Annotated in this window: 8 protein-coding genes and 2 pseudogenes; 6 read left to right on the top strand and 4 right to left on the bottom strand. The window is 57.0% G+C overall.

Translation table 11 applies throughout. The features are described 5' to 3' along the window. Positions 1–312: 312 nt before the first annotated feature. Positions 313–1,599 (bottom strand): acetyl-CoA carboxylase biotin carboxylase subunit family protein, encoded by a 1,287-nt coding sequence (locus tag E5X34_RS29295; RefSeq protein WP_292112985.1) that lies wholly within the window; start codon positions 1,597–1,599, stop codon positions 313–315. 1,297 nt (positions 1,600–2,896) lie between these two features. Between E5X34_RS29295 and E5X34_RS29290 the strand changes: the two genes are divergently transcribed. The 4 genes from E5X34_RS29290 to E5X34_RS29275 all read left to right on the top strand — a co-directional run bounded on the left by E5X34_RS29290 (position 2,897) and on the right by E5X34_RS29275 (position 6,801). Then, positions 2,897–3,949, top strand: a complete 1,053-nt coding sequence (locus tag E5X34_RS29290) for an extracellular solute-binding protein (protein ID WP_135920617.1) — start codon at positions 2,897–2,899, stop codon at positions 3,947–3,949. Further along, a complete protein-coding gene (locus E5X34_RS29285; RefSeq protein WP_292572204.1) occupies positions 3,942–4,913 on the top strand; it encodes an ABC transporter permease in 972 nt (323 codons plus the stop codon). Before E5X34_RS29290 ends, E5X34_RS29285 begins: the two co-directional genes overlap by 8 nt. Further along, on the top strand, positions 4,903–5,703 hold the full coding sequence (locus E5X34_RS29280) for an ABC transporter permease (RefSeq protein WP_292112979.1): 801 nt from the start codon (positions 4,903–4,905) through the stop codon (positions 5,701–5,703). The genes E5X34_RS29285 and E5X34_RS29280 overlap by 11 nt, the downstream gene beginning before the upstream one ends. Before the next feature lie 72 nt (positions 5,704–5,775). Continuing rightward, entirely contained in the window at positions 5,776–6,801 is a 1,026-nt protein-coding gene (locus tag E5X34_RS29275; RefSeq protein ID WP_292113046.1) for an ABC transporter ATP-binding protein, read from the top strand. 58 nt (positions 6,802–6,859) lie between these two features. On the opposite strand, the gene E5X34_RS29270 is transcribed toward E5X34_RS29275, so the two are convergent. Further along, positions 6,860–7,357, bottom strand: a complete 498-nt coding sequence (locus E5X34_RS29270; RefSeq protein ID WP_135920623.1) for an Lrp/AsnC family transcriptional regulator — start codon at positions 7,355–7,357, stop codon at positions 6,860–6,862. A gap of 201 nt (positions 7,358–7,558) precedes the next feature. Then, positions 7,559–8,060 (bottom strand): annotated as a pseudogene (locus E5X34_RS29265) (hypothetical protein). 428 nt (positions 8,061–8,488) lie between these two features. Here E5X34_RS29265 and E5X34_RS29260 point away from each other — a divergent pair. Next, the gene (locus E5X34_RS29260; RefSeq protein ID WP_292112975.1) at positions 8,489–10,987 is read left to right on the top strand and encodes an FAD-dependent oxidoreductase; all 2,499 of its coding nucleotides are present in this window, start codon (positions 8,489–8,491) and stop codon (positions 10,985–10,987) included. A gap of 47 nt (positions 10,988–11,034) precedes the next feature. Next, positions 11,035–11,907, top strand: coding sequence for a formyltetrahydrofolate deformylase (gene purU, locus E5X34_RS29255; RefSeq protein ID WP_292112974.1), 873 nt, complete (start codon positions 11,035–11,037; stop codon positions 11,905–11,907). Between the two features lie 198 nt (positions 11,908–12,105). On the opposite strand, the pseudogene folD reads toward purU, so the two are convergent. Continuing rightward, positions 12,106–12,953, bottom strand: a pseudogene (gene folD / locus E5X34_RS29250) (bifunctional methylenetetrahydrofolate dehydrogenase/methenyltetrahydrofolate cyclohydrolase FolD). Between the last annotated feature and the right edge of the window lie 105 nt (positions 12,954–13,058).

The following is a 13,058-nucleotide window of genomic DNA, read 5'->3' as shown; positions in this document are numbered from 1 at the left end:
GCTGCCGCTCCGGGTCAAGCGTAAGGTCAAGTCCAGACACAAGCCGATCTCCGATTCCAATGCAGAACCGGCAACCTCACAGATCGACATCACTCCCGAAAGATGGTCCCGAAACACCGCTTACCTGTAGGTATCACGCCGCCGCAGTTCGCTACATGCTTGAAGGGACATAGCTAGCCTCTGATACTGACGCCGATGTGCCCTTGCCGAGTCGAGGTCGCAGCGCCGACCCATTATCGGCGACGCTTTCAGGTTGTCTCTGTCATAACGCGAGTCGCCCACTGCCCGAATCGTGCCCCTGGAAGGCGACGATCACCTCTTACCTGGCGCCACCTGCGTCGGTGCAGGAAGTTGAAGGGCCGCAGATTGTTTCTCTCCGCCAGACGTCGGAAATGGTGTGATCGACCAACTGATCGAGTCGACGGCACGCTGAAGTATCGCCTCGCTCCGAGCCGGGCTTGTTGAGACGGCCTTGATATGTCCAATACAGTCTCGGTAGTCGCCTTTCCTCACGATTGAGGTCTTCGGTTTGACATACAATTTGACCTCGGCGACACCTGGTATAGCAGCGGCCCGACTGTCGCCAGTGATCCAATCGAGGATGCCATCGCGATCAGGAAGTAAGGACCGCCAGGCTACAGTGTGTGAATGCCTTCTGCGCAAATTCCATTCCTCGCCGATGACAAGCTTGATGTGCTCAGTGACGAGATCGACACCGTAAGCCAGCTGAACCGTTGGAGCACCGGCACCAAGGCGCGGATTGACCTCAATGACGACTGGTCCACGCTTCGTCCATCGGAATTCAATGTTCGTTGGCCCCCAGCCAAGGCCGAGAGCTCGCAAACAGCTCAGCGAAATTTTGGCGATACGCTTATGCTCATCATGAGTCAGCAGAGCCGGGAAGATGCCCCGATGGAAGACGAAATGCGGTGGAGGGCAGTCCGAGGCCTCAATCCCAATGAGCTCATTTCCCATTATAGGAACGTAATAATGGGGGCCTTGTGCGAATTCTTCGATCAGTATTCTCGGCGAAGACCGCCATGTGTGCTTCCCGCCCAATAAATAGGTCGTATGTTCTGCTAACTCATCGGCATTGCGGCACAATCGGACGCCGACGCTTCCGCTGCCAACGGCTGGCTTAAGAACCACCGGCAGGCCGATTTCCGCGGCAGCGCGTTCTACGTCCCTCGCATCCGCTGCCAAGCGATAAGCAGGTATTGGAACGCCGGCATCCGCGAGGAACTGACGTTGAGCGAATTTGTCACAGCACCGTTCAATTGATGCGGGGTTCGGTCCCGGTAGATCGAAATGACGGCAGAGCTTGCCAACTGTCGCATAGATCGACTCGTCGAGGAGCGCAAAGCCCGTAATTCCAGCAATGTCATAGGTCGCACCTATGCGGGAACATTCGCGGATAAGCGCATCGAGATTGTCTGTATCGACCCGAATTGCCTCAAGCATTTCGGCGGCAAGGTATTCGTACTGAGCTGGATCAGTCGATAGGGTAATCGGATGAAGACCAAGACGCTGGGCCGCTTGGACGTATCGCGGACCGTTACCCCTATGGCCTTCAACCAGGATGAGCGCTCTTCGTGTCATTGGGGTTAACCTCCGTTGCATGGGTGCGGCGGTCTGACCGGGAATAGGCATCAGCTTTTTATCCGTGCCTACCCCTCAGACTTTGCGGCGAAGTACCATAGTCAGCTATCTGCGGTCGCAAAGGTTCTGCAAATTTAGTTGAAGGATCTGTTGGCACGTGTCGGTTTCCAGCGTGTCGCACGAAGCCCAAGGACCAATTTCGGAGGCTTGCGATGTTCAAGGCGCCATTTCGACCTGTAAGAGTGTGGATTTGAGTGCGCCGGGAGACCGGCAGGAAGTAAACAGTGCAAGTCTGCACGATGAAGGAGTAGCGCCCCATATCGGCCCTGAGGCGTGCGTCATCGTCCGGGAGAGAGGCAGCGAAGCGTCGGCCTAGTCGTCAGCCTCCTGTCGTTATCTCAGCCACCAATCTGTATTGTCGGCACCACCTCAATCTGTATCGTCCTGTGCATGTCTAAACGCTGACGAGCCCGAATCGGCGAGCCCTGCTGACGACGCGCAAGCTGCTGCCACGAAAGGCGATCGCCATTGAATAACGACATTCACGAACTGTTGCGCAATTTTGGGCTGAGGGACGGAAACGTTGTCAAATTCGAGGAGCGTATCCGCTAGCTGGCCGACAGCATGGCTGATCGATCTCCAGGAGGTCATCAAGTCGCTGCTGACGCGAGGCGTAAACTGTGCGAGGTATTCGCCTCCGTTGCACAAGACGGTTCTGGACATGCTCGCAATGATGAGGTGCCGGCTTCTGATGACGATCCCTGGTGTCCGGTCCCGTCGTATCGCTGGCGTTCGCGAGCACCATCGACATTTCGCAAGGGTTCTTCTTCAGCCAGGGCGTAGCCGCTTCATCTCCGATGATATCATGCCCGAATACTTCGTCTCGGTTGAGGTTCACAGGTGTCCCGTCCTCGCGCTGGTCGTTGATGATCGCTTCCTTTACGTCTGAACTGCAAGCCTTGATCGCTTCCGCTCTGGCTTCAGCTGCAGTTCAATAGACGGGCAGCCCCGATCGGAACGGTCGATCGAGATCACCCGATCCCGGCGGTGCGAAAAACGCCCACCGCAGCGCCAATGGAAACCTTCAACAACCATCCTAGCAGCGCAGCCTTTCTGCTGCGGCAGGCTGTCTTTTGATCAAAACCGGATCAGGAACCGATTACAATTGTCGGTGGCTTCAGTGGATATGATTCAGCGAGCGCTGGTGGTCACAATAAATGCCTGCCTGACCTAGCAGATTCGACTGCCGGCGCTGTTGTCGCCTCAGTCAGTTACACCCAAAAGGGAGGAATGGTAGATGAAGAGACGCACCTTTTTGAAACTCGCCACCGCGACCACCATGAGCACGCTGGCTGCGCCTTATGTCCATGCACAAGAAAAAAAGTTCGCGGGTATCACCCTCCGCTTCGGGGGATGGGGTGGACTATACGACGAAACCATTCAGAAGTATGTCGCGGCGCCGCTTGAGGAGAGGACGGGGCTGAAGGTCCAGATTACCGCCGGCACACAATCCGCCGACTTAGTCAAGCTCGTCGCGAATAAGGAGAACCCTCCGTTCGACGTGTACCAGGCGGACAGCGCATACATGGTGGAGGCGCTAAAAGCCGACTTGATCCAGGAAGTAACGGAAGCCGAGGTCCCGAACATCAAACGCATCCTTCCCGGATTTCGCGAGTACGGCGAGTATGGGGTTCCCTACAGCGTATTCACATATATTCCAATATATAACTCGGAGCTCGTCGAGCAGCCACTAACTACTTACACCGACCTGACCAGGCCCGACCTTGAGGGCCGTGTGGCACTTCCCGCTGCAACTTTCGATACGTGGAGCCTGTACCTGCTCGCGTTGGCAGAGGAGAACGGTGGTTCGATCTCCAACATGGAGCCGGCGTATTCGTTACTGGAGCAGGCTAAGTCCAATATTCTCGCACTGGCGCAAAGTACAGTTGCGATGATCCAGATGTTCGAAACCAAAGAAGCTTCAGCCGGTGTAATATCAGATGCTCGAGGGCATGAGTTGCGCACGAAGGGTCATCCTATCGTAAGCGTGTATCCGCCGCAGGGTATCTATGGGGCAACCTCGTACATGAACGTTGTCAAGAATGCTAAGCATCCAGAGGCAGCATTCGCATTCCTTGACCAGATGCTTTCCGATGAGGGTATGCTTGGCCTGCCTCGGGCACTGAGGCTCGGCGTAACTACGGACGTAAAGCTACCTGATGAAATCGCAAAGGATCTAACCTTCAACACACCTGAACGGATCGCGCTGAAAAAGAAGGTCGATTGGCAGAAGTGGATGGCCGACCGCAGCGCCCGCATCGAGCGCATCAACAAAATTCTTCGTGGCTGAGCAGGTTGTTTTGGCAGCAAGGGTTGTGCGCAACTGGGCGCAACCCTTGCTGTCGCACTCGCTCAAACCGTCAGAAGGAAACATGATGAGACCACCTTTCCGGCAAAAGCCGATACTCACTGCAGCACTTTTGCTGGCTCCCATGATCTTGCTTCTTGTAGGGTTTTTGATGGTGCCTGCGATAGGGGTTCTTCGGTACAGCTTTTTGGATGGTGACTATCTCCTCGATGGGCATGGGTTCACGCTCAGGCATTACCTGCGCTTCTTCTCCGATACCTATTATTCATCGGTGTTATGGGACACATTTGTGGACGGCCTTGTCGTCAGTCTGATTTGCCTGTTGATTGGATTTCCAGTGGGCTATTCGCTTGCCCGTCTTCCTCCGCTGGCTCGGCGGTGGCGCACGATTATCGTGATCATGCCGCTGACGCTGAGCCTCGTTGTTATCGTGTTCGGTTGGTTGATCGTGCTCGGCCGCAATGGGCTGCTCAATTCAGTTCTTGTGAACCTAGGCATCATTTCTTCGCCGAAGACTTTCCTATTCGCTCGCCCTGCTGTGATCCTTGTGTTGGTTCAGCAATTCCTTCCTTTCATGATTCTTTCAGTCATGAGTGTCGTTACCCAGATCGATCCAGTGCTGGAACATGCAGCATCCAATCTGCGTGCCAACCGCCTTGTCACCTTCCGAAGGGTCATTATTCCCCTGGCGACCCCGGGTATCCTTGTTGGCTTCAACCTCGTTTTCGTGCTGTCGATTTCGGCGTTTATCACGCCCCGTCTCATTGGCGGAAACCGCGTCCCCATGCTGGGGAGCCTCATCTATGAGCGCATCATGTCGGAATTCAATTGGCCTTCTGGCGCGGCTATGGCGTTCATTCTTTTTGTGGCCGGTCTCGGCTTTACCGCGGCGTTTAATGCTTTAGCCGCGTCGCGTTTTGTCAGGGGTGGACGCCATGCGTTATGATTTCACCGACTACGTTCTGATAGTGGCAGGTGCGGTGACTCGCGTGGCGGTCTATGCCTTGCTAGCCCTGCCGGCCGCACTTGTGGTTGTTTTGTCATTTACGAGCGGGGAAACAATGGATTTCCCTCCTGCCGGATTTTCCATGCAATGGTATCAGAAGGCGTTCGAAAGCGAACCTTTCATGAGCGCGCTTTGGACCAGTACCTACGTCGCCGTGATCGTTGCTATCGCGGCACTCGTGATCGGCTTCGCCGCTGCATTCGCCATCAACCGATTCGACTTCCCGGGAAAGGGACTGCTCCAGGCGCTTGCCTTTTCGCCGTTAATCGTTCCCGCCGTCGTACTTGGCATCGGCCTGTTGTATCTATTTGCGTGGATGAATCTTATCCAGACAATGTTCCCACTATTTGCCGGCCATCTGGTACTTGCGATTCCATATGTTGTAAGGACGGTTCTCGCCAGCCTTACCCTACACAACCGCGTGCTTGAAGAAGCAGCAATGAACCTCCGGGCTTCGCCATTGCGAGTTGTGAGGCGTATTACGTTACCGCTTATCTTGCCAGGCCTACTGTCTGCCGCAATATTTGCCTTTGTGACTTCTTTTGGCAATGTAACGGTTTCCGTATTCCTTACATATGGCGGAAACGTGACATTGCCAGTTCAGCTGTTCACTTACTTGGATCACAGTTACAACCCACTCGTCGCAGCTGTGTCTAGTATAATGATCTTTGTAACGCTCGCTGTCATTCTGACAATCGAGCGGCTGATCGGGGCAGAAACACTATCCTAGCGAGAAAGAGGTGCCAGCTTGTCGAAAGATTTTGAAACGTCGGTCCGAGATCCGGGTGACTACGTCGTTGAACTGCGGTCGGTTTCCAAGCTCTATGGTGACGCGGTTGCCGTCGCGGATGTTTCGCTGGGCGTAGGACGAGGCGAACTGGTCTGCCTTCTCGGACCTTCCGGCTGCGGCAAAACAACGACGCTTCGCATGGTTGCCGGTTTTGTGGAGCCAACGTCCGGAACCGTTGAAATTAATGGCCAGGATATGACCCACCAGCCCCCCTATAGGCGCGATACGGGGATGGTTTTCCAAAGCTATGCGCTGTTTCCTCATATGACGGTGGCGGAGAATATCGCGTTCGGCCTTGAGAATCTAAATTGGACCAGGGCCGATCGGGATCGGCGCGTCAGCGAAATGCTAAATTTGGTCGAACTGCCACACCTCGCGGGACGGCTACCCAGCCAGCTTTCAGGTGGACAGCAACAACGCATCGCGCTCGCGCGCGCTTTGGCCATGCGCCCGGCCGTGCTGCTTCTCGACGAGCCGTTCTCGAACCTCGATGCGCAGCTCCGAGTTCGGATGCGTGAAGAGCTCCGCGCAGTAATTCGCAGCGTCGAGGTCACCACCCTGTTCGTAACCCATGATCAGGAGGAGGCGCTGACCATGTCGGATCGTATTGTCGTCATGAATGGTGGCAGGATCGAGCAGGTCGGAACACCCGGCGACATATATGAAAGGCCCGAAAGCCCGTTCGTCGCGAAGTTCATCGGCTGGTGCTCAATGCTGGAAGGAGCAGTCGACCCGGAGGGCACCTTTGTCTCCAAACTAGGCCTTCGCCTGCCAGGCAAATGGAAGGCAGGTCCGGGCAGCGCAGTAATCCGCCCCGAACACATTCGCCTTTCGCCGGACGGTACCGCCGGCCACGCTAGGGAAGGGCGGGTCGTGGAAACCCACTACTACGGTGGTGCAACCCGGATAATTCTCGACATCAACGGAGAACAGCTCATGATGGAAGAGCGCTTCCCGTTTGGAGGCCATCCAAAGCTTGGCGAGAAACTGAATGTCACGCTGAAAATGGATGAAATTCGTGTCATAGGCTCCCCTTGATCGTGCAGCGCGGACCGGAAGGTCCGAGTGGGGAAGCAGCCTTCGAATCTCTCGAACGTTAGTCATCCTCGGGATCATCGATCGGGATGGCAAACCCCGCTTTGACTCTGTCCACTACGACCATCGTCTTGATGCTCTTGATGTCGCGGTTCTCGTAAAAAAACCGACGTGTATACTGCTCGTATTCTTCCATGCTGCGGGCTGTTATGTAGAGCAGGAAATCCGCGTCACCGGTAATGTAAAAGCCGGTGGCGATTTCTAAAGATGATTTGATGTCTCTTTTGAAACGGTCAATGATATCTGCACGCTCCCGTTCAAGCGTGACCAGCAAAAGCATCTGTATCGGTCTTCCAACCGCCTTCGCTGACACGATAGATACATCGGCCTCTATGATGCCCTCGGCTCGTAGCCGCTTCAATCGTCGCTGACACGCGGTCGCGGACAATCCGACCTGTTCGCCAATAGCGTCAGAGGTCAGTCGGTTGTTCTTTTGAACGAGCTCGAGGATGCGAGCGTCGATGCGATCGTATTTTTTTGGGAACCCACGATATGCCAATGGTCAAAATCCTCGCAGAAGACCCCGGCAGCGCAGAAAACCATCAGCGCAGAGGCGATTTAGGACGGATTTATGTATTCATGTCCGGCTCACCGATACAAGTCCAATCGATTAAATCTTAGGTCTGATGTTCGAAATGATTGCGTGCGGTACCTTCAGCTCGCGGCTCGTGGGTTCTGTGGGCGCAAGCGGACGGTCAAACTATCTGAGCCAGACTAGCGATAGCGGCGAGCCCACGAAGTTGGCGAGCCGCTTGTCATATCGCGTGCCGACGCGACGGAAGCCGTCGATCACATCGTGAGCGAAGGCGATGTCGTGGCGTTGTCCGTGGCTCGCGATGAGGCAGACCGGGCTTCCGAGCGCTTCGTTTGCCACATAGATATTGGTGGTCAGTCCGCCGCGAAACCGGGCAAGGCCCCTGGGCATCCGCCCCCTTTTGATCAGCGCGGCCGCGTGTTGATGGGCCCGCACTATGGTCGAGTCGATCATTAGCCATTCCAGGTCGGATTCCCGCGCCAACACCCAGGCAAGTCGTCGAGAACCTCCATTTCACAGCGTTAGTAGCGCCGCTTCACCGAGCGGTAATCGCCAAGGCGTTCGGGCAGGTCGCGCCACTGGCCACCCGAGCCGGCCATCACAGCAGCGCGTCCAGAAATCGCCCGTTATCTGCGCGGACCCCGCTCGGCTTCGTGCCGCCAGGCACAAATCATGTAAATCCGTTCCCATTAATGGGCCCAAAGCGCATTGCTCTCCACGGCTGATCTCCAAAGATCAGCGTTGAATCTGATGTGCGCCTGGAATCCCAACCGTTAAATCGTCACCACGGCCCTGGTGGACCATGCAACAAATTCCTCAAACTTTGTGGCCAAAGACGCAGAATTTCAGCTTCATCTGGTCATCCTTCGGCGACACTCTGCTGCGTCTGTCCTTAATCTCCTGGCTTCAAATAACGATCAAACGGAGAACGGGATGGATTCGCTTGTCGGCAGAAGTGTGACCGCATCCGCAGACATCAGCGATTCGGAAATGTCCTAGCCCGTATCTCTGCGGGCTCGGTGCTACCAACAATCATTCTTTATGTGTTCCACCCGACCGCGACGAAACCGGCGCAGTCTTCACTCGAGTTTCAACATGCAAAGCAAACTTCCGTCCCATGTCGAATATGTGGTTATCGGCGGTGGGATTATTGGCCTCTCGATAGCCTACCACCTTACACGGCTGGGACACCGCGATGTTTTGCTCCTCGAGCGTGATCAACTGACGTGCGGAACCACTTGGCATGCCGCCGGGCTTGTCACCCAGCTCCGTGCAAATGAGAACATGGCGAAGTTGGCCCAATACTCGGCCGAGTTATTTCGCGACCTCGAACAGCTGACCGGACAACCGAGCGGGTTTAGGCAGACCGGCTCCATCACCGTCGCGACGACGGATGCTCGCATGGAGGAGCTGAACCGTGGCTCCTCGATGGGTCGATCATTCGGACTCGACGTTGAAATCATCGACGCGGCCGAAGCAAAGCGACGTGTGCCGCTGCTTGACGTCAGTGGCGTGCTGGGTGCCGCCTGGATCGCTTCTGACGGTATGACCAATCCGATCGATACCGCACGAGCGTTTGCCGTCGGTGCACGACAAGGCGGCGCGAAGATTCTGGAACGGACACCAGTAAACCGCATAGTGACGGACAAGGGTCGCCTCGTCGGCGTTGAGACGGCCGAGGGCCTTATCCGCGCTGAGAAGGTAGTTATTTGTGCGGGCTTGTGGAGTCGCAACGTCGCCGCCGATCTCAACTGGACGGTGCCGCTGCATGCGGCCGAGCATTTTTACGTTATGACGGAGGCCATTCCAGGTCTGCCTGCGGACCTGCCGACGATCCGTGATATGGACGCCGCGGTCTACGCCAAACCGGACGCCGGCAAGCTGCTGGTCGGCTTCTTCGAGTCCCACGCCAAGCCATGGGGCCGGGACGGTATTCCGCTTGATTTTAGCTTCGACTCGCTGCCCGATGACTTTGATCAAATCGAGCCCTATCTGACACGCGCGATTGAGCGCATGCCCGTACTGGCCGATGTGGGATTGCAGCTGAATTTCAACGGTCCTGAGAGCTTTACGCCCGACAACCGCTTCCTGCTCGGCCCGGCGCCCGACATTGCGGGCCTTTACGTTGCGGCAGGCTTCAATTCATGCGGCATCGAATCCTCGGGCGGCGCCGGCAAGGTGATGGCCGAGTGGATGTCGACGGGCATTCCCGCAAGCGATTACTGGGAAATGGACGTGCGCCGCGCCATGCCGTTCCAGCGCAATCGCCGCTATCTCTACGACCGCACGACCGAGGCCGTGGGCAACCTCTGGAATCTGCACTGGCCGCACAAGTCTCCGAAAACAGCCCGCAATGTACGGGTTTCCCCGCTACACGACCGGCTTGCTCGGGCGGGAGCGAATTTCGGCGAGGTTGCAGGATGGGAGCGTGTGCAATGGTTCGGTGAGCCTGGTGTGCAGCCGGCGACACACGCCACCTTCGGGAAGGATGACTGGTTCCGGCAGAGTGGCGCGGAACACGCCGCCACGCGGTCGGGCGTTGCTCTTTTCGATCAGACCTCTTTCGCGCATCTGCTGGTTCAGGGCCGTGATGCACTTGCCCTCCTGCAGCGGCTGTCGACCAACGATGTCGACGTGCCTATTGGACGTATCGTCTACACTCCGTGGCTGAACGAGCGCGGGGGCATGGAATCGGACGTCACCGTCTGCAGGACCGACGAAGAGGAGTTCTTAGTCGTCACTGCGGCTGTACAGCGTATTCGCGATGTCGCCTGGCTCAGGAACCATGCCAAGAGAGCCGGGCAAGTAACCATCGCAGATGTGTCATCGGGCTACGTCACATTGTCGGTCATGGGCCCGCGTTCGCGTGAACTGCTATCACGCGTCAGCCCCGCCGATTTCTCGGATGCCGCATTCCCGTTTGCCACGGCTCGCGAAATCGAGATCGGCTACGGCCTGGCTTTGGCCTTTCGAATGACTTTCGTTGGCGAGCTCGGGTGGGAGCTTCATATCCCGACCGAGCAAGCGCTCGGTATCTATGATGCTATCGTGGCCGCGGGATATGATCTCAAGCTTCATCACGCAGGATATGTCGCGTTGAACACACTGCGCCTAGAGGCTGGATACCGTGACTGGGGCTCTGACGTCAGTGACGAGGACACGCCACTGGAATCGGGCCTCGGCTTTACGGTTGCTTGGGACAAGAAGTCAGAATTCATCGGCCGTACTGCCCTTGAAGCCGAGCGTGGGAAGACCCCGCGGCGACGCCTCGTTCAGTTGGCCGTTCCTGGTGACGCTCCGCTCATGTTCGGGTCGGAACCGGTCTGGCGCGACGGGGTTCTTGTCGGCTATCTGCGCTCTGCCGGCTTTGGCCACACAGTAGGCTGCGGCATAGGCATGGGCTATCTGCACGCTGACTTAGGCGTGAGCGCCCAGTGGCTCAAGGACGGGAGGTTCGAAGTCGAGATAGCCGGGCAAAGGCACGCCGCTATTGCTTCCCTTCGCCCGTTCTACGACGCGGCTCGCACGCGTGTGAAAGGCGAGTGGCTGGAGCTGGAAAGTTTAGTTTCCGCCGAACTGTGTGCTGCGCGCTAGCGCGGCGCATGTTTCGTCCCATTCGACCTACCAGGAGTTCCCAGTCGATGGCTGTTACGGCCGAGCAATCGATGATTCTCACGCTCTCGTGCCCCGACCGACCCGGCATCGTCTCTGCGGTATCAGGTCTCCTTTACCAATCAGGGTGCAACATTCTCGACGCTCAACAGTTCGATGACGTTGAGACAGGGCGCTTTTTCATGCGCGTTCTATTTGGTCGACTCGGTCACGCGAAATCCGAGGCGGAGATTGCGTCTCTGGTAAATGAAGTCGCCGAGCGTCTGACAATGACCTTCACCCTCCGGCCGGCGTCGTCGGTAAAGCGGGTGATGCTGCTGGTGTCAAAGTTTGACCATTGCCTGGCGGACCTGCTCTACCGATGGCGCACAGGCGAATTGCCGATGGAAGTCACGGCTGTGGTTTCCAATCACGGCTACGAACACGGGGCATCGGCCGACTTGGCAGAACTGCCGTTTCACCACCTGCCGATCAGCAAGCAGAACAAGATGGAGCAGGAGGCCCGAATCTGGGACCTCGTCCAGGAGACGAATACGGACCTTGTCATTCTGGCTCGATACATGCAGATTCTGTCAGATGGTCTGTCTGCGAAGCTTGCCGGACGGTGCATCAACATCCACCACTCATTCCTGCCAGGATTCAAGGGCGCGAAACCCTATCACCAGGCGCACGAGCGCGGAGTCAAGTTGATCGGCGCGACGGCGCACTACGTCACCTCGGACCTCGATGAAGGACCGATCATCGAGCAAGATGTCGAACGCATTTCGCACAAGGATACCCCCGACGATCTCGTCCGTAAGGGAAGGGATATCGAGCGACGAGTCTTAGCCCGCGCGGTGCTGTACCATCTCGAGGACCGGGTGATTCTCAACGGCAAGAAGACCGTCGTCTTTACCGGTTGAGCCAGCAATTCAGCATTCCCCGATGTCCTGAGGCTCAGGGCTCGGATCTCCAATCCTCAGACATGCAAAACTAGGGCCAGCCGCGCCAGGCGGCAAATCACTTCGCTTGCGTGGAGTTGGCGCGTCGAAGCCGCGCCGTGCCGATTTCACGCTCTGCCTGGGGCAAAAGGTGGATCTGATGAGAAGGTCTCGGCGTATTCAAAACCGAGGGCGTGGGAGGCCAGCGGCGAGGCAGGCGGAGATCAGCGTATTGGCCATCAATAGCGCGATGGTCATCGAGCGGCACCCGCATAATCGACATCGCCGACTAAGCGGTGCTTGCCTTCACCTTTCTCCGGCGCCGCGATACGGTTGATGCCAACATCGATGACAGTGGCGCCCGGCTTTACCCAGTCGCCCTTGACCATCTCAGGCCGACCGACCGCGGCGACGAGGATATCGGCGTTGCGGCACACTTCGGGCAGGCTTTTGGTGTGACTGTGGGCGATCGTCACGGTACAGTTGGCGGCAAGCAGAAGGTTCGCCATCGGTTTGCCGACGATGTTGGATCGGCCTATGATGACAGCGTTGAGACCCGCCAAATCCTTGCCGCGCGCCCGCTCGATTAGAATCATCGAGCCTGCGGGCGTGCAGGGCACGAAGGCCGTCTCCGACGCGCCCGTACCAAGCTTGCCTACATTGACGAAGGAGAAGCCGTCGACGTCCTTTTCAGGCGCTATGGCCTGGATGATTTTGCCGGAATCGAGATGGCCAGGCAACGGCAGTTGTACAAGGGTCCCGTGGATCGCCGGATCGGCGTTCAGGTCTGCGATCAACTTGAGGAGATCATCTTCAACCGTGTCGCCGGGCAGCGTGTGCTGAATGGAGTGGAAACCGCACTCCTTCGCCTTCTTGCTCTTGGCCGTGACATAGACTTGGCTTGCTGGGTCCTCGCCTACGATTACCACCGCCAGACCGGGCTTCATACCGCTCAGCTTGGCTGCAAGGTCCTTCACCGTCGCCATCACGTCTTCCGCAACGGCCTTGCCGTCGATCACATTGCGCAAAATAGCTTTCCTACTGTTGAAACCGGATGGGTCGCTGAAGCCTGTCTGAGAATCGGCGTTTGCAGGACGTCACCGAAGGCCTTGTTCAGCCCCCGCCGACAGCGA

Origin of the sequence: Mesorhizobium sp., from assembly GCF_004963255.1 — a bacterium.
In the GTDB taxonomy this organism is placed as follows: domain Bacteria; phylum Pseudomonadota; class Alphaproteobacteria; order Rhizobiales; family Rhizobiaceae; genus Mesorhizobium.
Note: the sequence above shows the minus strand (reverse complement) of the source record. Positions and strands in the feature narration are given on the sequence as shown.